At 68.6% G+C, this 24,018-nt stretch carries 20 protein-coding genes and 1 pseudogene; 9 read left to right on the top strand and 12 right to left on the bottom strand.

Annotation, left to right across the window (positions count from 1 at the left end):
- Positions 1 to 46 precede the first annotated feature (46 nt).
- A complete protein-coding gene (locus C1931_RS04995; protein ID WP_108755575.1) occupies positions 47 to 1,084 on the bottom strand; it encodes a type IV pilus twitching motility protein PilT in 1,038 nt (345 codons plus the stop codon).
- An 87-nt stretch (positions 1,085 to 1,171) separates the two neighbouring features.
- On the opposite strand from C1931_RS04995, the gene C1931_RS04990 reads away from it, so the two are divergent.
- Positions 1,172 to 1,849 (top strand): YggS family pyridoxal phosphate-dependent enzyme, encoded by a 678-nt coding sequence (locus C1931_RS04990; protein WP_108755574.1) that lies wholly within the window; start codon positions 1,172 to 1,174, stop codon positions 1,847 to 1,849.
- Positions 1,850 to 1,869: 20 nt separating this feature from the next.
- Positions 1,870 to 2,691, top strand: a complete 822-nt coding sequence (proC, locus tag C1931_RS04985) for a pyrroline-5-carboxylate reductase (protein WP_108755573.1) — start codon at positions 1,870 to 1,872, stop codon at positions 2,689 to 2,691.
- A 69-nt stretch (positions 2,692 to 2,760) separates the two neighbouring features.
- Here the strand turns inward: proC and C1931_RS04980 are convergent, their stop codons facing one another.
- On the bottom strand, positions 2,761 to 3,633 hold the full coding sequence (locus C1931_RS04980) for a LysR family transcriptional regulator (RefSeq protein WP_108748777.1): 873 nt from the start codon (positions 3,631 to 3,633) through the stop codon (positions 2,761 to 2,763).
- A gap of 100 nt (positions 3,634 to 3,733) precedes the next feature.
- On the opposite strand from C1931_RS04980, the pseudogene C1931_RS04975 reads away from it, so the two are divergent.
- Positions 3,734 to 4,336 (top strand): annotated as a pseudogene (locus C1931_RS04975) (short chain dehydrogenase).
- A 17-nt stretch (positions 4,337 to 4,353) separates the two neighbouring features.
- Here the strand turns inward: C1931_RS04975 and soxR are convergent.
- Positions 4,354 to 4,788 (bottom strand): redox-sensitive transcriptional activator SoxR, encoded by a 435-nt coding sequence (gene soxR / locus C1931_RS04970; protein WP_108748775.1) that lies wholly within the window; start codon positions 4,786 to 4,788, stop codon positions 4,354 to 4,356.
- Between the two features lie 82 nt (positions 4,789 to 4,870).
- Here soxR and C1931_RS04965 point away from each other — a divergent pair, with 82 nt between their 5' ends.
- Positions 4,871 to 6,241 (top strand): MFS transporter, encoded by a 1,371-nt coding sequence (locus C1931_RS04965; RefSeq protein WP_108755572.1) that lies wholly within the window; start codon positions 4,871 to 4,873, stop codon positions 6,239 to 6,241.
- Positions 6,242 to 6,332: 91 nt separating this feature from the next.
- Here the strand turns inward: C1931_RS04965 and C1931_RS04960 are convergent, their stop codons facing one another.
- Positions 6,333 to 8,351, bottom strand: a complete 2,019-nt coding sequence (locus C1931_RS04960; RefSeq protein ID WP_108755571.1) for a hypothetical protein — start codon at positions 8,349 to 8,351, stop codon at positions 6,333 to 6,335.
- On the bottom strand, positions 8,348 to 9,325 hold the full coding sequence (locus C1931_RS04955; RefSeq protein ID WP_108755570.1) for a DUF4105 domain-containing protein: 978 nt from the start codon (positions 9,323 to 9,325) through the stop codon (positions 8,348 to 8,350). Before C1931_RS04955 ends, C1931_RS04960 begins: the two co-directional genes overlap by 4 nt.
- A gap of 152 nt (positions 9,326 to 9,477) precedes the next feature.
- On the opposite strand from C1931_RS04955, the gene C1931_RS04950 reads away from it, so the two are divergent.
- Entirely contained in the window at positions 9,478 to 9,897 is a 420-nt protein-coding gene (locus C1931_RS04950) for a GFA family protein (RefSeq protein WP_108755569.1), read from the top strand.
- Between the two features lie 265 nt (positions 9,898 to 10,162).
- Here C1931_RS04950 and C1931_RS04945 read toward each other — a convergent pair whose 3' ends face one another.
- Complete coding sequence (locus C1931_RS04945; protein ID WP_108755568.1) at positions 10,163 to 11,683, bottom strand: MFS transporter; 1,521 nt, start codon at positions 11,681 to 11,683, stop codon at positions 10,163 to 10,165.
- Between the two features lie 106 nt (positions 11,684 to 11,789).
- Here C1931_RS04945 and C1931_RS04940 point away from each other — a divergent pair, with 106 nt between their 5' ends.
- Entirely contained in the window at positions 11,790 to 12,683 is an 894-nt protein-coding gene (locus C1931_RS04940) for a LysR family transcriptional regulator (RefSeq protein ID WP_108755567.1), read from the top strand.
- Positions 12,684 to 12,715: 32 nt separating this feature from the next.
- A complete protein-coding gene (locus tag C1931_RS04935; protein WP_108755566.1) occupies positions 12,716 to 13,510 on the top strand; it encodes a hypothetical protein in 795 nt (264 codons plus the stop codon).
- 481 nt (positions 13,511 to 13,991) lie between these two features.
- Here C1931_RS04935 and C1931_RS04930 read toward each other — a convergent pair whose 3' ends face one another.
- From C1931_RS04930 to C1931_RS04920, 3 genes are all read right to left on the bottom strand, one after another.
- Positions 13,992 to 14,879 carry a LysR family transcriptional regulator gene (locus tag C1931_RS04930; protein ID WP_108755565.1) on the bottom strand — a complete coding sequence of 296 codons (888 nt, stop codon included), beginning with the start codon at positions 14,877 to 14,879 and terminating at the stop codon, positions 13,992 to 13,994.
- Positions 14,880 to 14,917: 38 nt separating this feature from the next.
- Entirely contained in the window at positions 14,918 to 15,799 is an 882-nt protein-coding gene (locus C1931_RS04925; RefSeq protein ID WP_108755564.1) for an SDR family oxidoreductase, read from the bottom strand.
- A gap of 153 nt (positions 15,800 to 15,952) precedes the next feature.
- Positions 15,953 to 17,125, bottom strand: coding sequence for a ricin-type beta-trefoil lectin domain protein (locus C1931_RS04920; protein ID WP_234412877.1), 1,173 nt, complete (start codon positions 17,123 to 17,125; stop codon positions 15,953 to 15,955).
- Between the two features lie 369 nt (positions 17,126 to 17,494).
- Between C1931_RS04920 and C1931_RS04915 the strand changes: the two genes are divergently transcribed.
- A complete protein-coding gene (locus C1931_RS04915; RefSeq protein WP_108755562.1) occupies positions 17,495 to 18,268 on the top strand; it encodes a DeoR/GlpR family DNA-binding transcription regulator in 774 nt (257 codons plus the stop codon).
- A 19-nt stretch (positions 18,269 to 18,287) separates the two neighbouring features.
- A complete protein-coding gene (locus C1931_RS04910; protein ID WP_108755561.1) occupies positions 18,288 to 19,418 on the top strand; it encodes an MFS transporter in 1,131 nt (376 codons plus the stop codon).
- 3 nt (positions 19,419 to 19,421) lie between these two features.
- On the opposite strand, the gene C1931_RS04905 is transcribed toward C1931_RS04910, so the two are convergent.
- Genes C1931_RS04905 through C1931_RS04895 form a run of 3 tightly spaced genes read right to left on the bottom strand, consistent with a single transcriptional unit; the run spans position 19,422 to position 24,006 of the window.
- Positions 19,422 to 20,612 (bottom strand): VWA domain-containing protein, encoded by a 1,191-nt coding sequence (locus C1931_RS04905; protein WP_108755560.1) that lies wholly within the window; start codon positions 20,610 to 20,612, stop codon positions 19,422 to 19,424.
- The gene (locus C1931_RS04900) at positions 20,609 to 22,909 is read right to left on the bottom strand and encodes a DUF5682 family protein (protein ID WP_108755559.1); all 2,301 of its coding nucleotides are present in this window, start codon (positions 22,907 to 22,909) and stop codon (positions 20,609 to 20,611) included. Before C1931_RS04900 ends, C1931_RS04905 begins: the two co-directional genes overlap by 4 nt.
- A 14-nt stretch (positions 22,910 to 22,923) precedes the next feature.
- Positions 22,924 to 24,006 (bottom strand): AAA family ATPase, encoded by a 1,083-nt coding sequence (locus tag C1931_RS04895; protein WP_108748761.1) that lies wholly within the window; start codon positions 24,004 to 24,006, stop codon positions 22,924 to 22,926.
- Positions 24,007 to 24,018 lie beyond the last annotated feature (12 nt).

Here is a 24,018-nt window from a genome sequence, read left to right as displayed (position 1 = left end):
CAATGCGGCGACCACGCCTGTGCGGGCCGCCGCGCCGAAGCCGTCCTTACTCGAACAGACGCTTGTCCTTGGCGTACTCGCGCGCCTGGTTGCGGGTGATCAGGCTGCGCTTGACCAGGTCCTGCAGATGCTGGTCCAGGGTCATCATGCCGTACTGCTGGCCGGTCTGGATGGCCGAGTACATCTGCGCGACCTTGTCTTCGCGGATCAGGTTGCGGATGGCCGGGGTGCCGACCATGATTTCCCACGCCGCGGTACGGCCACCGCCCACCTTCTTCAGCAGCGCCTGCGAAATGACGGCGCGCAGCGATTCGGACAGCATCGAGCGCACCATCGGCTTTTCGCCGGCCGGGAACACGTCGATGATACGGTCGATGGTCTTGGCCGCCGAACTGGTATGCAGCGTGCCGAACACCAGGTGACCGGTTTCCGCAGCGGTCAGCGCCAGGCGGATGGTTTCCAGGTCGCGAAGTTCGCCCACCAGGATGATGTCCGGATCTTCACGCAGCGCCGAGCGCAGTGCTTCGTTGAAGCCATGCGTATCGCGGTGCACTTCGCGCTGGTTGATCAGGCACTTCTGCGAGGTGTGCACGAATTCGATCGGATCCTCGACGGTGAGGATATGGCCGTATTCGTTCTTGTTGATATGGTCGATCATCGCCGCCAGCGTGGTCGACTTGCCCGAACCGGTCGGGCCGGTCACCAGGATCAGGCCCTGCGGCTGCTGGATCACTTCGCGGAACAGCGCCGGGCAAGCCAGGTCTTCCAGGGTCAGCACTTCCGAGGGAATGGTACGGAACACCGCACCGGCACCACGGTTCTGGTTGAAGGCATTGACACGGAAGCGCGCCAGCGACGGAATCTCGAAGGAGAAGTCCACCTCGAGGAATTCCTCATAATCGCGGCGCTGCTTGTCGGACATGATGTCGTACACCAGCGCGTGGACCTGCTTGTGGTCCAGGGCTGGAATGTTGATCCGGCGAACATCGCCGTCCACGCGGATCATCGGCGGCAGGCCTGCGGACAGGTGCAGGTCGGACGCTTTGTTCTTTACGGAAAACGCCAACAGTTCGGCGATATCCATGAGCGGCTACTCCCCAATAACGGCTGCGACTGGAAGGATCTTTCCCCGGGCGGCAGTATAGCCTCCTGTCACACCGGAACGCGTTACGTGCCCACTCCCCTGCCCGAAATCCTGAGCAACCTGCACAACGCCGCCGAGGCCGCCGGGCGGCCACCGCCGCGCCTGCTGGCCGTTTCCAAGACTCAGCCGGCACAGGCCGTGGCCGCGCTGGCCGCGCAGGGCCAGCAGGCCTTCGGCGAGAACTACGTGCAGGAAGCCCTGGCCAAGATGCAGGCGCTGCAGGACCTGCGGCTGGAATGGCACCTGATCGGCCACCTGCAGTCGAACAAGGCCGAGGCCGTGGCGGCGCATTTCGACTGGGTACAGAGCGTGGACCGGGCCAAGCTGGTGACCGCGCTGGCCCGCCATCGCCCCGCCGGGCGCGAGCCGCTGAACGTGCTCATCCAGGTCAACATCGACGATGAAGGCAGCAAGCACGGCTGCGCGCCGCAACAGGTGGATGCGCTGGCCCAGGCCATCGCCGCCGAACCGTCGCTGCGCCTGCGCGGGCTGATGGCCATTCCCGCGCCGTGGCCCGACGCCGCGCGCCGCCGTGAAGCTTTCGTGCGCATGCGCACACTTTTCGAGACACTGGCCGCCGGCCACCCGCACGTGGACACCCTGTCGATGGGCATGAGCGGCGACTACGCCGAAGCCATCGCCGAAGGCGCCACCCTGGTGCGCATCGGCACCGCCCTGTTCGGCGCGCGCCCGCGCCCGGCCTGATTCGCAAGGAGAACTGTTCCATGGCAGCGGCATCCATCACCTTCATCGGCGGCGGCAACATGGCGCGCAGCCTGATCGCCGGGCTGATCCGCCAGGGCACGGCACCTGCGCTCATTCACGTGGTCGAACCGGTCGCTGAACTGCGGCAGGCACTGGCCGATGATTTCGGCGTGCAGACCCACGACAACGCCGCCGATGCGGCGGCACAGGGCAGCGTGTGGCTGCTGGCGGTGAAGCCGCAGGTACTGCGCGGGGTCTGCCAGAGCCTGCAGGCGCTGGCACAGCAGCAACAACCGTTGGTCGTATCGATCGCCGCCGGCATCACCAGCACGCAGCTGCAGCGCTGGCTGGGCGGCGCCCTGCCGGTGGTGCGTGCGATGCCCAACACCCCTGCCCTGCTCGGCGCCGGCGTGACCGGCCTGTTTGCCACCGCCGCGGTCAGCGCGCAGCAGCAGGCCCAGGCCGACCAGGTCCTGGCCAGCGCCGGGCGCACGGTGTGGATCGACGATGAAGCGCTGATGGATTCGGTCACCGCCGTCTCCGGCAGCGGCCCGGCCTATGTGTTCCTGCTTGCAGAAGCGATGGAAGCGGCCGGCATTGCCCAGGGCCTGCCAGCCGATGCCGCGCGCACGCTGGTGGTGCAGACCCTGCTGGGCGCCTCGCGCATGCTGGACGAAGCCGGCGAGAGCCCGGCCGAACTGCGGCGCCGGGTCACCTCGCCCAACGGCACCACCCAGGCGGCGATCGAAAGCTTCCAGGCCGATGGGTTTGAACAGCTGGTAGGCAAGGCACTGCGCGCCGCACAGCAACGTGGGCGGGAATTGTCTGCCGCCAACGATTGAGCCCAAGGTGCGTGGATGTGGGGTCAGATCCCTTTGCGCCAGCAAAGGGCTCTGACCCCTGACCCTGAACTACCCCAGCTGTTCCATCACGTACTCCACGAAGCACTGCAATCGCGGCCTGGGCCTGCGGTCGGGCAGATAGATCAGGTGCATCGGCCGTGGCTCGGGAAGATAGTCGCGCAGCACCGGCTTCAGCCGCCCCGCGGCGATCTCCGCAGCCAGCAGCGCCGTCGGCTGCAGGACCAGGCCCGCGCCGGCCACTGCGGCCTCGCGCAAGGCCAGGCCATCATTGCTGCTCAAGCGCGCTTCCCAGTCCACCTGTTCGCCGTTGGCCAGCTGCCAGCCATGGCCGCCGCGCCAGGCCAGGTGGCTCAGGCAGTCATGCCCGGCCAGATCGGCCGGCGTGCGCGGTGTGCCGCGACGGCGCAGATAGGCCGGTGCCGCGCACAGGCTCATCGCATACGGCGGCAACGGGCGCGCCACCAGTTCCTGTGACGGCAGCGGGCCGACCCGGATCGCCGCATCGAAGCCGTCTTCGATCAGGTCCACGCGGCGGTTGCTCAGGTCCAGCTCGATGTTCAGTTCCGGCTGTGCGCGCAGCAGACCAGCCAGCAGGGGCGCCAGCACGCAGCTGCCCCAGGTGGTGGGCGCGCTGATGCGCAGCAGGCCACGCGGCTGCCGCTGCAGGCCCGCCACGTCGGCCTCGGCCTGCAGCACCTGCTCCAGCACCTGGCGGCAGGCGGCCAGATAGGTAACGCCGGCGTCGGTCAGCCGCTGGCGGCGGGTGTTCCGCTGCAGCAGCGCACTGCCCAGGTGCGCCTCCAGCTGCTGGATGTATTTGCCCACCATCACCGCCGAGACCTGCAGGTGTTCGGCGGCGGCGGAAAAGCTGCCATGGTCGGCTACGGCCACGAACGCCTGCATGCAGCGCAACAGATCCATTACAAACTCCTGATTAGCAATCAGCGAACCTTTTCCACCTTACCAAACCCATGGATCCCGGCGCAGACTGGCCGCCTCACCTCTTCGCCTTGGAGTCGCCATGAAGATCCTGCTCGTCGGCGCCAGCGGTACGCTGGGCTAGGCCGTCGCCCGCCACCTGGGCCAGCAGCACCAGATCATCACCGCCGGCCGCAACAGCGGCAGCCTGCGCGTGGACCTGACCGATGACCGCAGCGTGGCCGAGCTGTTCGCGCAGAGCGGCCCCCTGGATGCGGTGATCTCCACCGCCGGCAAGCTGCACTTCGGCCCGCTGCAGAGCATGACCGCCGCCCAGTTCAACAGCGGCCTGCAGGACAAGCTGCTGGGCCAGGTGCGTCTGGCACTGGCCGCCCAGCATCACCTGCCCGCAGGCGGTTCCATCACGCTGACCAGCGGCATCGTCAGCGCGCAGCCGATCCGCGACGGCGCCAACGCGACCGCGGTGAACCAGGCGCTGGAAGGCTTCGTTCGCGCTGCTGCGCTGGAACTGCTGCCGCGCGGGCTGCGCATCAACGTGGTCAGCCCGAACGTGCTGGTGGAATCGATGGAGGCCTACGGGCCGTACTTCCCGGGCTTTGAAGCGGTGACCGCGCAGCGCGCCGCGCTGGCGTTCCAGCGCGCGGTGGAAGGCATCCAGAGCGGCCAGACGCTCACTGTCTGGTAGGCGCTGCCAGCAACGGATCAGCCCCAGCGCATGGGGCCATCGCCGCGCTGGCCCAACACATCGTCCGGGTTGGCCAGCCGGCAGCGCTTCAACGACAGGCAACCGCAGCCGATGCAGCCGGTCAGTTCATCGCGCAGCAGTTGCAGCATGTGGATGCGTTCTTCCAGCTCCTGCTGCCAGCGCGCCGACAGTCGTGCCCAATCGGCCTTGGTCGGCGCGCGCCCCTGGGGCAGGGTCTCGAACGCGCGCGCCACCGCTTCCAACGGCATGCCCACCCGCTGCGCCACGCGAATGACCGCCAGCCGGCGCAGCACATCACGCGCGTAGCGGCGCTGGTTGCCCGCGGTGCGCAGGCTGCTGATCAGCCCCTTGCGCTCGTAGAAGTGCAGCGCCGACACCGCCACGCCGCTGCGTCGCGCCACCTCGCCCACCGCCAGTTCCGATTCCGCCATCGCTTGACCTCAACCTTGGTTCAGGTGCGATGCTGGCGCTTCCGCAGCGTGAACACAAGCGCCGCACTGCTATCGTTTGCCGATGAACACCAACTCCCCTGCGGCCATGGCGCAAGCGCCCGTGGCCGATTCCATTCTGTCCCCTACCCACCGCGCCACCACCGTGGGCATGGTGGTACTGGTTGCATTGCTGGCCTTCGAGGCGCTGGCGGTGGCAGCGGCCATGCCCACCGTGGCCGAGGCGCTGGACGGCCTGCGCCTGTATGCACTGGCCTTTGGCGGAACGCTGGCCACCAGCGTGGTCGGCATGACCGTGGCCGGACGCTGGGCCGACCGCGACGGCCCCGCCCGCCCGCTGTGGTGGGGCTTGGCCAGCTTCCTGCTGGGCCTGCTGCTGGCCGGGCTGGCCACGCGCATGGGCATGCTGGTGGCTGGCCGCCTGCTGCAGGGGCTGGGCAGCGGCGCCATCTCGGTGGCGCTGTATGTGATGGTCGGCCGCCACTATTCCGAAACGCTGCGGCCGAAAGTGTTCGCCGCGTTTTCCGCCGGCTGGGTCGTGCCGTCGCTGGTGGGACCGGCGATCAGTGGCTTGATCGTGCAGCACCTGGGCTGGCGCTGGGTATTCCTGCTGGTGCCATTGCTGGCGGTGCCGGCGGCGCTGATGCTGCGGCCGGCCCTGGCCGGTCCGGCGCGCGTTTCAGCCCCTGCGGCCGCGGAGCAGCCGGACGACCGCGTGCGCTGGGCGGGCGGCGCGGCGTTGGCTGCCCTGTTGTTGTACGTGGGCGGCCAGCAGCACGGCGGCGTGGCCGCGGCCTGCATGATCGTGGCGGTGATCGCATTGCTGTGGTGTGCGCGCAGGCTGTTGCCCAACGGCACCCTGGCACTGCGCCGCGGCCTGCCCAGCGTGATCGCGCTGCGCGGCGTCGCCGCATCGGCCTTCTTCGCCTGCGAGGCGTACCTGCCGCTGCTGCTGCAACGCGAGCGCGGGCTCTCGCCCAGTTGGGCCGGTGCGGTGCTCAGCCTGGGTGCGCTGGGCTGGTTCGCCGGTTCGTGGCTGCAGGGCCACCAGCAGCGCGGCTGGTCGCGCCAGCGCCTGCTGCGGGTGGGCACGGTACTGATGAGCGTGGGCATCGCCGCCACCCTGGCGGTGCTGTTCAACGCGGTGCCGCTGCTGCTGGCGCTGGCAGGCTGGGCCCTGACCGGTTTCGGCATGGGCCTGATCTACGCCAGCCTGTCGGTGCTCACCCTGTCGCTGTCAGCGCCGCAGGAACAGGGCCGCAACAGTTCCGCGCTGCAGTTGAGCGAAGCACTGTGCGTGGCCACGGCGCTGGCCGTGTCCGGTGCCCTGTTCGCCCTGTTCGTGGAAAGCGCGCCGCACACCGGCTATGTGCTGTGCCTGGCGATCACCGTCGGCCTGGCCGTGTTCGCTACCGTGGTTGCGCGGCGGGTGTAGGCGCGCCTGGGGTCAGAGCCCTTTCCCATGGAAAGGGATCCGACCCCGGGGTCGGATCCGTTCTCGCAGAGAACGGCTCTGACCCCGACAATCAAGGTCGAACAACAGCCCCCACGTCATCGATGTCCTGGTGCAGGATGCGCCGCACTTCCAGCACCGCCTGCGGTGTTTCCTGCACGCTGTGGCCGGAAATGATCACCTTTTCCGACAGCGCGCCCGGCAGGTGCGCGCTCCAGTAGGGCACCAGCCCATCGTCGGACTGCTGCAACGGCAGTTCCGGTTTGCGCTGGGCAATGATCGAGTGGTACTTCAGGCCCGCCTCGATCGGCAGGTGCGCGGCGGCCTTCACGAACGGGTCGCTGGCCTTCAGGTTGTCGATGCTGTTGGGAATCTTCGGCTTGGCGGTGCCATCGACCTGCTGCTCGGCCTGCGCCAAGGCCAGGAACACGTCTTCGAACTTGCCCAGGATGGTCAGCGGCAACCGCACCAGCCGGCCAATCAGCCGGCCCAGCTTGTTGCCGGCAATATCGGTGCCCTGGTGGGGAGCGGCAATGAAGATCGCGCGCTCGACATTGGGCTGCGCCTTGAAGTGCAGCAGCGGGCCCAGCTTGGCCTGCACGCGCTTGAGGCGTTCGCCCTTCAGTTCATAGCTGGCCAGCAGATCGTCCCACAGCACTTCACCGGAATCGCTGACCAGCAGCCGCGCCAGCACGCCGCCCATGCTGTGGCCGATGTAGACCATGTCCTTCGACGCCGGCGCGCTGCCCTGCGGGTCGAAATGCTTCAACGTATCGTTGAATGCGGTGGCGATCTCGTAGCGGTTCAGTGCAATCGGCGCATTGGTCGGGTAGTAGACCTGCCACACCTGGAACTGGCTGCGCAGCTCGGGGTCGCCCATGATCTCGTTGGCCAGGTTCACCCAGGCTTCCGGGCTGCTGGCCAGGCCGTGCAGCATGAAGATGATGCGGCGGTTCGGGTCCCACGGCTGCATCAGGTAGATGTGCGGTTCGCCGATGCCTTCGCTCAGGCCGAACAGGGTACGCAGCGACTGCGTGGCAAAGCCGCTCTGCGCCAGCCACAGGCCATAGGCAGCGGTGAAGTTACCGGCCAGCGGCACGCTTTCGCCGTGCAGGGTGATGCGTTCGGTGGCTTCCGGCGAATAGGCATCCAGCTCCACCCGCCGCGTGCGCATCACATCGTCCAGCGTTTCACCCTGGAAGCGCAGCAGCGCGGTCACGTTGATCGCCGACATCTCGCTGAACACCGGCACGTCGGCATCGCGCCCGCGGCGGGGCGTCGATGCTCCAGCGCCGCTGTCGCTGCCCTGCACCTTCGGGCCGTCGCCGGCGATCACCGGCGCCACCAGCTTCGGCGGGTCCATCACCATCACCAGTTCGGCACCGAAGCCATCACGGCGGTAGGTGCTGCGCAGGCCGACGAAGCTGACCGAGCCGGCCGGCACCAGCTGCGCGGGAATGCTCTTCAGCTGCAGCTGGCCATAGTTCGAGGCCAGCGTCCAACTGCCGGCCGACAACGGCTGGGTGTAGTCCTCACCGGCCAGCGCCGCCGCGCGCGCACGGGTGAACAGCACCACTGCCGCTTTCTCGGCGGCGTAGTTGTAGTAATCGCGCACCTGGGTCTGGCGATCCTCGAACGCGCGATCCGAGGGCGAGCGACCGCTGTGGAACAGATAGGCATAGCCGTAGCGCGCCGCTTCCAACCAGGCATCCAGCGCGGCATCGCTCATCGGCGGTTCGCCCTGCACGTGCTTCTTCGGGGTCAGCGCCAGCGCGGCCTTCACCCACAGTTCGGACAACGTGGACAACCGCTGCTCGACGTTCAGGTCGTCGGTCATCAGCAAGGTGCTGCGGCAGACCAGGAAATCCTTTTCGCACTGCGCTTCGTCCAGACCGGCCGCACTCAGCGTTTCTCGCGAAGCCGGGCTGAGCTTGCCGGTGTTCAGCACATCCGAACGCTTGTTCACCAGCGAGTCGCTGGACGCGACCTGCTTCACCGTCACCATCGCGCAGCCACTGCTGCCCAGCAGCAGGACCGTGGCCAGCACGGCCGGCAGCAGGCGGCCCACGCCCATCATCGCGCGCAGGCTCATGGCTGTTCGTCCTGGCCGGTACCCGGCACGCCCTGGCGGATCACCCGGGAAAAGTCCTGCCCCGGCGCCATCTGCAGCGCACGCTGGGTGATGCGCCCCTTCGCGTGCAGTTCGCTGAAGGGCACGCCCGGGGTCAACGCGCCCACCTGCTGCGCGTACTCAGCCAGGTAGCCCGACAACAACAGGCGGTAGTCCAGCGGCAGACCCGGCGCGATATGTCGGGCCAGGTCGAACACGATGGTGGTGCAGTTGCTGGTCAGCGTGTTGTAGAAGGCCGGCTTCTCATCCAGTTTGCGCGCCTCGTCCAGATAGGCGGCGAACAGGGTTTTCAGCTGTACGCGGTCCATGCCGTGCAGCCGGTACAGGTACACATCCTCGCCGCGCGCATTGGTGCGGGTGCGCAGGATGTCGGTTTCCTCCGACGCCACCAGGGTCATTTCAAAGCGGCGGAAGAAACCGCCGATGGCCGAAAACGCCTCGCCGCGTTCCTTGCGGATTTCCAGCGAGAACACCAGGTAGCGCCCATCGTCGAAGCCGAACGACACCAGCGTGTGAGCGATGGCCGGGCCCATCCAGTACGACAGCACCAGATCGGCCGAGCGCAGCTGGTCCAGATCATAGCTGCGCTGCACCCAGCGCGCGTCGTAGTCGGTTTCGCTGCGCCAGGTGAAGTCGCGCACGTTGTCCAGCACCACATGGCGGCCGTCGAAGGAGGCCACGTGCAGGCGCTGGGCCACATCATCGGCCCAGTCGCGGTCCTGGCGCGGGGTCAGCAGCAGCCAGCCCAGCCCGGCCAGACCCAGGCAGGCGGTCACCGCGGCTGTCCAGCGGCGCGGGCTGCGGCCCCGTGCCACCCGCCAGGCAGTGAAGCCGGCCAGCGCCAGCCACAGCACGGCCACGGCCGCCGACAGCCAGCCCGGCCCGGGCAACTGGTAGGCCAGCAGGCCGGCCACCCACAGCGCCAGCAGCGCCATGGCACATCCTGTCATCCAACGTCCTGCGGCTCTCACGGGCATCCTGTCGCTTGCGGGGGCGGCCTAGTTAGCCACAAGCGACCTGACCCTGGCATCTACAACGCGTTCAGCAAGCGCATACTGGCGGCCTGACCACAGTGCAGGGAGCATGCATGGGCATCACATCGGTCGCCGGGGTTCCGGTGCAGGCGCAGCACCGCGCCACCTGCCATTGCGGCACGGTCGAGCTACAGCTGGAGCTGCCCGAGGGCATCGTCGATCCACGCCGCTGCGACTGCTCCATGTGCCGGCGCCGCGGCGCCATCGTGGCCAGCGTGACCCGGCAGGGCCTGCAGGTGCTGCGCGGGCACGCCCACCTTCGCCTGTACCAGTTCAACACCCACGTGGCCGAGCACTACTTCTGTGGCGTGTGTGGCATCTACACCCACCACCGGCGCCGTTCCAACCCGGACCAGTTCGGCTACAACGTGGCCTGTCTGGAAGGCATCGATCCCTTCGCGTTGGGGTTGATTCCGACAAACGATGGCGTGAACCATCCGGCCGACCGGACCTCCGGCACCGAGGCTCAGTGACGGCTTCGGCGCGCTGGCGGGCCGATCTTCTGCCACGGCGCCATGCCACTGCGCCCTGCCCGCGCGGGACGCTTGAGCCAAGGCCGACGGGGTGGCAACGGCGGATCAACCGCCATCGGCGTCGGCAGTGGTCGGCGGCTGGGCCAGAGATGATCGAGCAGCCACATGGCAGGTCTCCGTGGGGGACGGGGACGATCAACCCTAGACCCATTGCGGCATAGGCCGCGTGAGTCCCCGGCGACACCACGATGACAGCGGCGGGGGCTCACGCGTGGCCGGACATGCGGCCGCGCACGCCGTCACTGCGCCCCAGCAGTATCTGCAACAGCAGTGCGCACGCCAGCGTCAGCCCCGACAGCGTCCGCAGCAGCATCGCCAGTGCCTGGCCGCTGGCCTGCTGCAGCTCGGTCACGGTGGCGTGTGGAAACCACGCCTGCGCGGCTTCCAGGTCACCACTGGCCAGATACATCGCTGCCGACGCCGTGGCTTCCGGCCAGGCGCTGGGCAGGTGCCGGCCGATCAGTCCGGCCAGCAGCGCGGTGACCGCAGCCAACGCAATGCCCTCGCCGGCCACCCGCACGGTGCCGAACATGCCGGCCGCCATGCCGGCGCGCTGCACCGGTACCACGCTGACCGACAGACCGTCCATCAATCCCCAGGGCAGCGCCGCACCCGCACCGATCAACAGCAAGGGCGCAATCCACTGCATCGGCACCGGTGTTGCAGCGTGCCGCGACAGCCACCACAGGCCCTGCGCGCACAGCAGCAGCCCCAGCGTGCACAGCAGCGTGCTGCCGACATGCTGTGCCCAGCGGGCGGCCAGCATCGGCAGCACCAGCAGGGGTGCCGACAATGCCAGCATCTGCAGGCCGACGATGCCCGTGCCCTGCCCGTGCACGCCCAGCAGCTGCAGTGGCAACAACACCAGCAGCACCACGTAGCCGAAACAGGTAGCGACCGGCAGCAGCTGCACGCCTACGAAGGCGCGCTGCGAAAACAGCGACAGGTCCAGCAGCGGCGAACGCTGGCGCCGCTGCTGGCGCACGAACAGCACCGCCAGCAGCGCGCAGGCCGCCAACGCCACCCACACGCACGGCGCGCCGCTGCCGTATTCGCCGAGCCACAGCAGCGCCAGGGTCAGGCTGGCCAACATCAGGCTGAAGAGCAGCATGCCGACCCCATCCAGCCGCACGCGGTCGCCGTGGCTTTCGCGCAGCACGCGCGTACCCAGCAGGCAGGCCAGCAGGGCCAGCACACCGCTGGTGGCGAACACGCTGCGCCAGCCCAGCAGGTGCAGCAGCGCACCGGCCAGCAGCGGCCCCAGCGCCAGGCCGGCACCGAAGGTGGTGCCCAACAGGGCGAAGGCGCGTGCACGGCCGGGACCGCGCCACGCATCGGCCAGCGCGGCCGTGCCCGCCGCCAGCGCGGCCGCCGCCGCCACGCCCTGCAGACCACGCGCGATGTCCAGCCACAGCAGATCGGGCGCCATGCACACCGCGGCGGTGGTCACGGCAAAGCCCGCGGTTCCGGCCAGGAACAGGCGACGCCGCCCGAAGCGATCCGCCAGCGCACCGGCGGCCAGCAGCAGCCCGCCAAAGGTCAGCATGAAGGCATTGGTCACCCAGGCCAGTGCCAGCGGCGAATCGTCAGGACCAGACTGCAGCGATGGCACCACCACCGCGCCGGCGGAAAACGCCAGCGGCAACGCGAGCGCGGCCAGGCACACGGCCAGCAGCGCGCCACGACCTTCAGCAGCGGGAACATCCTGGGTGGAACATGAAGCCATGCGGTGCTCCTTCTTCGAAGGGCCGTGATGATGGGCATCCGCCGCCACGGGAAAAACACGCTGCAAGGACGTTGATTGCATCCAATCATTCCGTAATCATCATGAAATGGACTCTATTTCCGCCCTGCTCGCCTTTGTCCGCACCGCCGAAGCCGGCAGCATCGTTGGCGCCGCGCGCGCCCTGGGCTTGACGGCTTCGGCGGTGGGCAAGCGCATTGCCCGGCTGGAACAGGAACTGGGCACCCGCCTGTTCCATCGCACCACCCGGCGCCTGCATCTGACCGATGAAGGCGAGCTGCTGCTGCAGCGCTGCCGACGCGCGCTGGATGAACTGGCCGACGCGCAGGCCGATCTCGCCCAGCGCCAGCACGCGCCGCGCGGCCTGCTGCGCATCGGCCTGCCGACCATCGGCTATCGCTTCCTGCTGCCGGTACTGCCCGGCTTCCAGCAGCGCTACCCGCAGGTGCAGCTGGAACTGGATTTCAGCGACCGCCTGGTGGACGTGGTCGACGAAGGTCTGGATGCGGTGATCCGCAGCGGTGCGCTGGCCGATTCCAGCCTGATGGCACGCACGCTGGGCAGCTTCCACTTCATCGTCTGCGCATCGCCGCAGTTGCTGCAGGCACGCGCAGCTGCCCAGCAGCCGACCGACCTGCAGCACCTGCCTGCGGTGCGCTTCCGCGTGCCCAGCAGCGGCAAGCTGCAACCGTGGACGCTGCCCGGCCATGCCGGCGACGCTGCCGCCGCGATGGTCACTGGCATGACCTGCAACAACATGGAAGCGGTATTGGCGGCCACCATCGGCGGCATGGGCGCGGCCTGGATGCCGGACTTCCTGGCTGCCGACGCGCTGGCCGATGGCCGCCTGCTGGACGTGCTGCCGGCACTGCCGCACCAGCAGGGCCAGTTCTCACTGCTGTGGCCGGGCAACCGCCAACCCAGCGCGCGCCTGCGGGTGTTCATCGACTATCTGGTCGAGCATTTGTTCCGCGCTGGATAAACTGTGCGGCCGTAGCGAGCACGCGTAGGCGCATGGCGATCAAACACCCGGACGTACTGAAGCTTCTTGCCGCGGCCAATCTGGTCGAAGCGATCGACAGCGACGTAAAGCGCTGCGCGCACTGGGCACGGCTGGGGCCGCAGGCGGCTGAGCGCGCGCAGGCGCAGATCGGCGCCGAGGTGATCGACACCGTGCTGGTGCGCTGGAACTGCATCCTGCACGCCGCCCCAGCCGAGGTTGCGCCGCTGTACGTGCACAAGACTGCGCTGGCACTGGCCCTGTGCCTGCACCGGCAGGGCTTCGCCGATGCGCGGCTGACCGACGATGCGATCACGGCCATCGCGGCCCTGAATGCGGCGGTGGCATTGAACAATACCTTCCACCGGCGCAGCGCTGAGATTGAAGCGTTGCTGCGCAGCGCGCCGTTGCTGCCGGCGCGGCGCCCGTCGGTTCCGAAGGCGAATACCGCCTGGCGCGCTGGCGATGTCGTGGGCATGCAGGTGGCCGGACGCCACCACGCCTTCCATGTGCTGAAGATCAACGGCGATGCGCCCATCGTGGAGTTCTACGACATTGCGCAGGACACGCCGCTGGCATGGGAACAGCTGCAGGGCATCGTCGCCCGCGGTGAACGCCTGAACGACGGCCGCGACTACGTGGACCGCCACGCCTTGTACGGTCTGCAGCAGCAACCCGACCCGGCCCACCAGTTCCGCCTGCTGGCCAGCGGCATTGCGCACGGCCCGGACAATGCCCATCTGGCACGACACGATGGCCTGTATGCCGTCAGTGACATCTTCCGCATCGCGCGTCAGCTGCTGCCCTAGTGCCGTAGATGCACCGCCCGCCGCCACTCCCCAGGCGCGCTGCGCACTGCCCCCGAGCAGGCGCAACCGACACGTCCGCGACGAGGTGCGGACGGGCGGCGGGCGATGCGGGTTGGCGTACCGGACAACTCTGGACTGACCGGCGGACCGTCATGATCCCCACACATCGCCCACCACAGACAGTGGTTCGCAACAGCCAGGCACGCCGTCCGTGACGTGCGCCGGTGCTGCGCCAGAGTTGATTGTGGGACGCCAATCCCAACCGATCCCACGGAACCGGCACGCACAGACTTGCCTGCACGGCGCGGGTTGTATGTAGGAAATTGCCGCTGCAACAGCGGGGGTTTTTCCAGCGGCTGCTGAGGCGATGCCGTGCCCCTGCAGAATCAGCGCTTCGCGCGTGCCGGCCGCAGCGGCTGAAGGCCATCACACGCGCGGATTCGGGCTGCGCGCGACACCGTCCCCACGCGCATCGAGTCGATCACGCCAGATGTTCCGCAACCGCCATGTCCAGGAACTGCTGCAACACCGGCGCGGGCAGTTCCGGGCGCGTGCACAGCTGCAGTTCGAAACGCGCCGCGCTTCCTTCGATCACGCGATAGACGATTTCATCAGGACGGAAGCCGGCCATGCTGGCCGGCACGATGGCCACGCCCGCCTCCACCGCCACCAGCGACAACACCGCGTGCATGCCATGCGCCTCCTGTACCACCCGCGGAGTGAAGCCCGCGGCCGTGCACAGGCCCAGCACCTGCGCGTGGAAGCCGACGCCTTCGGCCGAGGGCCAGGACACGAACGCTTCGTCGGCCAACGCGGCCACGCTCAGTGCAGGCTGCGCGACCAGGCGATGCCCGCGCGGCAAGGCAATGGCCAGGCAGTCGACGTCGAACGGCTGCAGGCGCAGCTCAGCCGAGATGATCGGCGGAATCAGCACGCCGACATCCACGTTGCATTCGCGCAACCCATGCTGCTGCTGCCGCGAGGTCGCTTCCTGCAAGTGCAGGCGCACCTGCGGGAAGGCCTGGCGGAAGCGCCGGATCAAGCTGGGCAGGCGCCCATACAGGGCGCTGCCTACGTAGCCCACGCGCAGGCTGCCGATCTGCCCGGCCGCCGCTTCGCGCGTGCGTTGCACCGCCTGGTCGGCCTGCAGCAGGGTCGCCCGCGCTTCAACCAGCAGCGTCCTGCCGGCCGTGGTCAGCCCCAGCGTGCGATTGCCGCGCACGATCAGCTCGGCGCCGAGCTCTTCTTCCAGGCGTCGCACGGCGGCCGTCAGCGGTGGCTGCGACATGTGCAGGCGGGCAGCGGCGCGGTGGAAATGCAGTTCCTCGGCCACCGCCACGAACTGGCGGAGCAGACGCAGGTCGATCATGGCAGGGCCGGTTCAAGAGACCCGCCTAGGGTACGCGCTCAGCCGCGCGCGTCGACACTGGGCCTTGCGATCGCCGGCCACTGCAGGGCCACCGACTCGATGCTGTCGGCCTGCACCGCGCGCAGATCGCGCGGATACGCGACATGCTCGGCTTCCTGCAGCCGCAGCGCATGGAACTGGCCATTGCTGGCGCGCAGGATCCAGCCGCCCTGCCGGCAGCGCGTGGATGCCAGGAACGCGACACCGGTGGCGACCGCGGCAGGATGCAGTTCGTCGGGTTCGCCTTCGATGCCCCACATACGCGTCTTGGCCACCGGCGAAACCGCATTGACCACGATGCCATGCTCGGCCCCCTCCAGCGCGAGCACGTTCACCAGCCCCTGGGCTGCCAGCTTGGCCATGGCATAGGCCGACAGCCCGCGCTGCGCGTACTGCGGGTACAGCGCGCGGTCGGAAGTGGTGATCACGATGCGGCCACCACCGGCCTCGCGCATGGCAGGCCACGCGGCCTGCGCCAGCCACAGCGGTGTCTTGGCGGCCACGCACAGCATCTGCTCCAGCGCGGCATCGTCGATGCTTTCCACGCCCTGGTAGGCCACCCAGCCGGCGTTGTGGATCAGGAAGTCCAGGCGGCCATGCCGCTGCAGGATGTCGCGCACCAGCGCATGGCAGCTCTCGCGCTGGTCGATCGCACCACTGGCCGCTTCCACGGCCAGGCCTTGCGCCTGCAGCGCCTGCACGCACTGGCCGATGCGCTGCGGGTCGCTGCCGGTGCCATCCAGGCCCGCACCGATGTCGTGCATCACGACGTGGGCGCCGCGCTCGGCCAGCAGGCGGCTGTAGGCCAGGCCCAGGCCACCGGCCGCGCCGGTCACCAGTCCAACCTGGCCTGCAAAGGAAACAAGGGAAATCGGCTTCATCCGCCCAGCATCGCGCCGGCGGCTGTAGCGCCGCCAATACTGTTGACCGGCGTGCACGATATGCCTGGCGTATCGCTGCCGCCATGCCGCAGGCGACAGAAGCGGGCTGCACCCGGTTACCGCGCGCAGCCCGCTGCCTACCACTGCCCTACATCAGTACGAGGAGTACTCCCAGCGCTGATTCTGCCCGCCATGGCAGGTCCACATGTGCACCTTCGAACCGGGAACGTTGCCGAACTCCGGATCATCCAGGCACATGTTGGTCTGCGGATTGCGGATCTCACCCGACAGGCGCCAGGTCTGGTGCTGGCCACCATTGCAGGTCCACATGCGGATGGCATTGCCGTTGTGGGTACCGCCGTTCGCGGCCTCCAGGCACTTTCCACCCAGCCCGCGGATCGAACCGTTGGCGCCCAGTTCGAACTTCTGCTGGGGCACGCCCGAGCAATCCCACAGTTGTACCAGCGTGCCGTCAGCGGTGTTGGCGCCCTCGACATCCAGGCACTTGCCGCCTAAACCGGTGATCTGCCCGTTGGCGGGATCGAATTCCCACAACTGGTTATCGGTGCCCGCGTTGTCGTACAGCTGGATCTTGGTGCCATTGGCACTGGACGCACCCGTGGCATCCAGCACCTTGTTGCTGATGCCATAGATCGAGGTACGGGTGAACTTCCAGGACTGGTTCCAGTCGCCGTGGGCATCGTAAAGCTGCAGGCGGGTGCCCTCACCGGTGCCGTAGCCGACCATGTCCCAGACCCGGCCGCTCTGCACGCCGGTGATGGTGGACTTGCCGGGCTTGATCGTCCACAGCTGCTGCACGACGCCCACGCCGCAATCCCACATCTGGATGGCCGTTCCCGGCGCCACGCCCGCCGCTTCCGCGTCCAGGCAGCGGTTGTTCATGCCGCGGATTTCGCCAAACGTGGGAATGTTGCGGATCTCGACCGGTGCGGACGTGGAGGCCGTCGAGAAATTGCCGTCGCCGGTGAACGAGGCAGTGACCGATGCAGTGGTGAAGCCCGCAGGTACCTGATAGCTGATCGACACGTTGGCCTGCTGGCCATAAACGTAGCGATACGTGCAGAACAGCTGATCACGCGTGGCCGCCCAGCAGGCAGGATCCACATCGACCACCTGCCCCACCACGGGGGTATTGGCCGTACTGATCTGTGCGCGCCCCACGGCCTGCCCATTGACCTTGAAGTCGACGTGGCCGCCCAGCGCATCGTTGCCCGGTATGAAGTACAACCCCAGCGCCTGCGCCTGCACCTTTGCGGTCAGCGTGATGGTCTGCCCCGCGGTGGGAACCGTGTTGGAGGCAGACACCGTGGTCGTGCTGGGGAAGTTGTAAAGACGCCGACCTTTCGCTTCGGCTTCAGCGGAAACAGCAACCAGGCCCAATGCAATCAGACCTATCGAAACGTAATTCATCCATGCTCCATTTACGTTGATTGATTACAGCAATTGAAGCCGTTCCCGCGCTGCGGGTCAGGCTTGCCTTCGGACCATCCTGCCGAAGTGGACACCGCGATCGTCGAAGCCCCCTTCGCGTCCGAATTTCGATCATGGCACAGGACGGCACTGCAGTGGCTTGCGCAGGTGCCGCCCGGAAAGCGTCTGCGCGCAAAGCGTCTGCGCGCTCGGCATGAATGCCCGTTATTGCACATTCATGCACGATCATTCACGATTCACCCCATGACAGCCGAGCCCACTCTCCCCGCCCAGCGCACCCAGCTGATCCTGGACGAACTGCGCCAGCAGGGCCGCGTAGTGGCCGCCGACCTGGCGCGCCGCTATGCCGTGTCCGAAGATTCGATCCGCCGCGACCTGCGCGAACTGGCGGGCCAAGGACTGTGCCAGCGTGTGTACGGCGGCGCCGTGCTGCCGGCCCCGAAGCCGGCGCCGCTGCGCGAACGGCTGACCCAGGACCGCGGCGACAAGGCCGAACTGGCCGCACGCGTGGTGGCCCTGCTGCAGCCCGGCCAGGTGCTGCTGATCGATGCCGGTTCGACCAACCAGGCCATCGCCCAGCAGCTGCCGGGTGCGCTGGCGCTGACGGTCATCACCAATGCGCCGCAGATCGCCACGGCGGCGGCGTGGCAGGCCGGCACCCGCGTGCACCTGATCGGCGGCCGCCTGGCCGACGGCGGCGGTGCGGTGGGCGCCGAGGCGCTGGCCCAGGTGCAGCGGCTGCGCGCCGATGTGTACCTGCCCGGCGCCTGTGCGGTCGATGCCGATACCGGCGTGTGGGCGATGGATGGCGAGGAAGCCACGTTGAAGCGCGCGATGCTGGCCTGCGCCAGCCGGGTGATCGTGGCTGCGACCACCGAAAAGCTGGGCGCGCGTGGCGTGTGGCAGGTGGCTGCGCTGGATGAGATCGACGATCTGGTGTTGACCACCTCCGCCCCGGCCGCGCTGGCCGAACGCTTCCGTGCCGCCGGCATCGCCGTGCATCCCACGCATTCCTGATCCCTTGTCCGGTTCTTCCATGACGCCAGTTTCCTCGCCCCGCGCGCAGCAGCACGCCACCCGTGCTGCGTTCTTCATTCCTGGTTTCGCCACCGCCATCTGGGCCACCCTGGTGCCCTTTGCCAAGGCCCGCAGCGGAGTGGACGACGCCACTCTCGGCCTGATCCTGCTCGGCCTGGGCGCCGGTTCGCTGCTGGCCATGCCGCTGGCCGGCGTGCTGGCGGCACGGCTGGGCTGCCGCACGGTGATGATCGCCACCAGCGCGCTGATCTGCCTGTCCCTGCCGTGGCTGGCGGTGGCCTCCTCGCCTTGGGCGCTGGGCGCGATCCTGTTCGTGTTCGGTGCCGGCGTGGGTGCCATGGACTGCACCATGAACGTGCAGGCGGTTGTGGTGGAACGCGAATCGCGGCGCGCGATGATGTCCGGCTTCCACGCCTTCTACAGCATCGGCGGCTTCGTCGGTGCGGCCAGCACGCTGCTGCTGGGGGCCTGGCTGCCGCTGCTGCCGGCGGTGCTGGTGGGCTGCGCGGTGATGGTGCTGATCGCCCTGCCCGCCCTGCGCCACTGGCGCAACGAACGGGTCGCGCATGAGGGCCCCTTCCTGGCCTGGCCGCGCGGCATCGTGCTGTTCATCAGCGTGCTGGCGTTCGTGGCATTCCTGGCCGAAGGCACCATGCTGGACTGGAGCGCGCTGCTGCTGACCGATGTGCGCGGCGTGGCACCGACGCTGGCTGGCCTGGGCTATGCGGCCTTCGCCCTGAGTATGACCGTGGCGCGCCTGTTCGGTGACCGCGTGGTGGACCACCTGGGGCGGCACCGCGCCATCGTGCTGGGCGGCCTGCTGGGCGCGGCGGGCGTGCTGGTGCTGACCCTGGTCACGCCGTGGCAGGCCTCGCTGGTCGGTTACGTGATGCTGGGCCTGGGCTGCGCCAACGTGGTGCCGGCGCTGTTCTCGCTGGCCGGCAACCAGACCCGCATGCCCGAGGGCGTGGCGATCACCGCGGTCACCACGCTGGGCTACGCCGGCGTGCTGGCCGGGCCGGTGCTGATCGGCTTCGCCGCCCACCATGTGGGGCTGGTGGGCGCCTTCATCGGCGTGGCGGTGGCTTTCCTGGGCGTGGCGGTGGCGCCGCGCTGGCTGAAGGCCTGACCCTCATTCGGCGCGGGTGGCCAGCAGGCCATTGGCGCCGGCCCACTGGTTGATGTCGTCGCGGCGGATCGCCGCGGCCATCAGACCAGGGAACGCATCGGGCGTGCAGGCGAACGACGGCACGCCCAGCGCGGCCAGCTTGGCCGCCAGTTGCTGGTCGTAGGACGGGCGGCCTTCATCGCTCAGTGCCAGCAGCACGATGAACTGCACGCCCGATTCGACCAGCTCACGCGCGCGCGCCAGCAGTTTCTCCTCCACCCCGCCTTCGTACAGATCGGAAATCAGCACCAGGATGGCGCTGTGCGGTTCGCGGATCAGGCCCTGGCAGTAGCTCACCGCACGGTGGATGTCGGTCCCGCCGCCCAGCTGCACGCCGAACAGGATGTCCACCGGATCATCCAGCTGCTCGCTCATGTCCACCACTTCGGTGTCGAACACCACCAGCCGGGTGGACACCGACGGCAGCGATGCCATGACCGCACCGAAGATGCTGGAATACACCACCGAGGCGGCCATCGAGCCGCTCTGGTCGATGCACAGCAGCACTTCGCGCTGCGGCTTGCGCGCCTTGCGGCCATAGCCCACCAGTTCCTGCGGCACCACCGTGCGCAGTTCCGGCTGCCAGTGCCGCAGGTTGCTGCGGATGGTGCGGTGCCAGTCGATCTCGGCCAGGCGTGGGCGCCGGTTGCGGCGTGCACGGTCCAGCGCCCCACTGACCGCCGTGCGCATCGGCTCTTCCAGCCGCGCCAGCAGATCGTCCACCACCGCGCGCACCACCATGCGCGCCGTTTCCTTGGTCTGCGCCGGAATGACCCGGCTCAGGCCAATCAGGTTGGCCACCATGTGCACGTCCGGCTGCACCTGTTCCAGCATCTCCTTTTCCAGCAGCATCTGGGTCAGGTTCAGCCGCTGCAGCGCGTCGCGCTGCATGACCTGCACCACCGACGACGGGAAGTAGCGGCGGATATCGCCCAGCCAGCGCGCGACGTTGGGCGCCGAACCACCGCGGCCACCGCGCCGGGACAGGCCGCCCTGGCCATCGGGCTCGTACAGCGCGGCCAGTGCCTGGTCGATGCCCTGCAATGCCTTGGGCAGCTCGCCGCAGCTCGCGTCGGCCTGCTCGCCCAGGATCAACCGCCAGCGCTGTTCGCGCGAGGTGGTGGCCGGCAGCGTTTCGTCTCGTTCAAGGCTCATGCGGGCACTCCCAGCAGTTCACGCAGCATCGGCAGCGCGCGTTCGGCGCGTGCGCGGTTCCAGTCCGGTGCCGCAGCGGTGGTCGCCACCGGCGCGCCCGGCGCCTGCTTCACGCGCGACCCCAGGTCGCGACGATCGGCTGCTTCGAACGCCGAGAACGTGCGCCGCACCAGCGGCAGCACGCGCACCAGCGCGTCCTCGTCCAGCGCCACCACCCAGGCATCGATCATCTGCCACACCGCATCGTCGTGCAGCAGCACGGTGGCGTTGCGGTTGAGGAAACCATCGAGCCATTGCGCAGCCTCCAGCGGCGTGGCGCCTGCCGAAAGCTGCAGCTGCAGCTGCGCGTGCACGGCGCCCGCATCCAGCGTGCCGCTGTCGAACAACAGGCGCAGGCTGACGCCGCGCAGCAGCGCGCTGCTGGCCGGTGACAGGGCCACCCGCTGCAGCGCCTGCCGCCAGTGCCCGCTGCGCTCGGCATCGTTGCGCAGCGCCACGGCACGATCGGCCGCCAGCAGCACCTCGCGGGCGTGCTCGGCATGCGCTTCGTCCAGCGCGCTTACCGCTACCAGCAGACCGACGCCTGCGCGTTCCAGCATGCTGTCGAACAGGTGTGCCACCTGCACGCCTTCGGTCTGCCGCACGTTGCCGTAGCGATGGATGTTGGCCAGCGGCGGCAAGGCGGCCAGCAGCGCCAGCGGATCGGCCGCCGTGGCCGCGCGCGCCTCCAGTTCCGCAGCGATGGCCTGCACCGCGTGCGGCAGATCGGCCAGCAGCACGCGGTCCACCAGCGCGGATACCTCGGCCAGGCCATCGGCGCGGCGCGCCTGGCCGATGGCGTGGTTACCGGCCGCATCCACCAGCGTCTGTCCGTGGCGGCTGGCCTCCACCACCGCCACCGCGAAATGCGGCTGCCACGCCAGCTGCCAGATTTCATGGAAGGTGCCGCGCGCCGAATGGCCGGTACGCGCCAGCCGCCCCCACGCGATGCCCAGCAGGCCCAGCCGGTGCAGCAGATGGCTGCGGGCCAGATCGTTGTCCTTGCGCAGGTCCAGATCGAGAGTCTTTTCCAGCGCCTCCGGTTTCAGCCGCAGGCGCTTCTGCTGCGCTTCCAGATCGCGCTGCAGCGGCACCACCGGCACGCTGGCGGGCACCTGGCCCAGCGCGTCGCCCACCAGCAGATGCTCGGCGATCAGGCGCATGGGCGCGTCATCGCCGTTGCAGATGACGCTGCGGCTGGCATCGGCAATGTCTTCAAGCCCGGGCGCCGGGCGACCGCGCAGCGCGGCCAGGGTATCGGCCAGGCGGGTGGCTTCGATCAGGTGTGCAGAGGAACAATCCAGCCCGTGCTCGCGCAGCAGGCGGCCGACGCGCGCATACCAGCCCACCGCACGCTGGCCGTGCACGCCGGCGTTGCGCCACAGATGGTCGTACCAGCCCGGCGCGTCCACGCCGGCGCCGTAACCACTGCCGGTGCTCAGGTGGCGGTAGGTCCAGGGCACCCAGGTGCTCTGCGTGCGGCGCCGCGGCAGGCCCTTCAGCAGCCGGTTGTCGGCCGCGGCGGTGTTCGCGCGCAGCGCCTGCGGCTGCAGGGCCGGCACATGCCAGGCACCGCAGACCACGGCAACGCGCTGGAACTCCTTGCTGGCACTGCGCAGCGCGCTGCGCATGTGCGCCTCGCGCACGGCTTCCTGTTCCGCACGCTGGCCGGGATAGGCCGGCGTATGTTCGCGCACGGCGGTCATCGCCTCGGCAATGGCTTCAAACAGGCCCTGCCCGTCACCGCGCTCTTCCACCATGTAGTTCCACCAGGCCTCGCCGTCGGCGTGACCGGCCGCCTGCGCCAGCCAGTCCAGCGGATCGGCCGGGCGCTGCAGCGCTGTGGCGGCGTGGGCCGGGTCCGGTGCGGCCGTGCCGGCGTCGTCCAGGTCGTCGGGCTCTTCCGGCAACGGTTCGGCCGGCGGCTGCGCGCGCCATTCCAGCGACAGCGCCGCCGGCACATCCATGAAGCGCACGGCCACGCCGTTGCGCAGCGCCCACTGCAGGGCCTGCCATTCCGGCGAGTACAGCGCGTAGGGATGGAACACCGCCAGTTGCGGATCGTCCACGCTGTAGGACAGCAGCGCCACTGGCGGCTGCATGTCGGCGTCCAGCACGTGCGGCAGCAGGTCTTCGCAGCCGGCAGGGCCTTCAATCAGCACGCACTCCGGCTGCAATGCCTGCAGCGCGGCCAGCAGGCTGCGTGCGCAGCCCGGGCCGTGGTGGCGGATGCCGAACAGGGAAATCCCTTCACTCATCGGCGTGGGCCTGCTCAGGCGTGTTCGCGGAAGGCGCGGTACAGATCCTTCCAGTCGTCGCGTTCCTTCACCACCGTTTCCAGGTACTCCTTCCACACCAGGGCGTCCTGCACCGGATCCTTCACGATGGCGCCGATCATGCCGGCGGCCATGTCGGCCGGGCGCAGCACGCCATCACCGAAGTGCCCGGCCAGCGCCATGCCGTTGTTGATGACCGAGATTGCTTCGGCGGTGGACAAGGTGGCGGTGGGGCTCTTCAGCTTGGCCTTGCCATCTTCGGTGATGCCGTTGCGCAGCTCGCGGAAGATGCGCACCACGCGCGCCACTTCCTGCAGCGCCGGCGGCTCGGCGGGCAGGTCCAGCGCGCTGCCCATCTCCGCCACGCGCTTGAGCACGATCGCCACTTCGTCCTGCTCGCTGGACGGCACCGGCAGGATGACGGTGTTGAAGCGGCGCTTGAGCGCGCTGGACAGCTCGTTCACGCCCTTGTCGCGGTTGTTGGCGGTAGCGATCACGCTGAAGCCACGCACGGCCTGCACCTCGCTGCCCAGTTCGGGCACCGGCAGGGTCTTTTCCGAAAGCACGGTGATCAGTGCGTCCTGCACATCGGCGGGAATGCGGGTGAGTTCTTCGATGCGCGCGATCTTGCCCAGGCGCATGGCGTTCATCAGCGGGCTGGGCACCAGTGCCTTTTCGCTGGGGCCGTTGGCCAGCAGCTGCGCGTAGTTCCAGCCGTAGCGGATCTGCTCTTCGCTGGTACCGGCCGTGCCCTGCACCAGCAGGGTGGAATCGCCGCTGATGGCCGCGGTCATGTGTTCGGACACCCACGACTTGGCGGTGCCCGGCACGCCGAACAGCAGCAACGCGCGATCGGTGGCGATGGTGGCCACTGCGATTTCCATCAGGCGACGGTCGCCGATGTACTTGGGGCTGACCACGAACCCGTTGTCCAGCGTGCCGCCGACCAGATAGGTCACCACCGCCCACGGCGACAGCGTCCAGTTGGCCGGGCGCTGGCGGTTGTCCTGCCGGCGCAGTTCATCCAGTTCGTGGGCGTATTGGTGTTCGGCGTGCTGGCGCAGGACGGTCGTGCTCATGGTGGCTCCAGT

The sequence above is a fragment of the Stenotrophomonas sp. YAU14A_MKIMI4_1 genome (assembly GCF_003086855.1).
Classification (GTDB): domain Bacteria; phylum Pseudomonadota; class Gammaproteobacteria; order Xanthomonadales; family Xanthomonadaceae; genus Stenotrophomonas.
The sequence above is the reverse complement of the archived record's forward strand: the minus strand, read 5'-3'. Positions and strand labels throughout refer to the sequence as shown.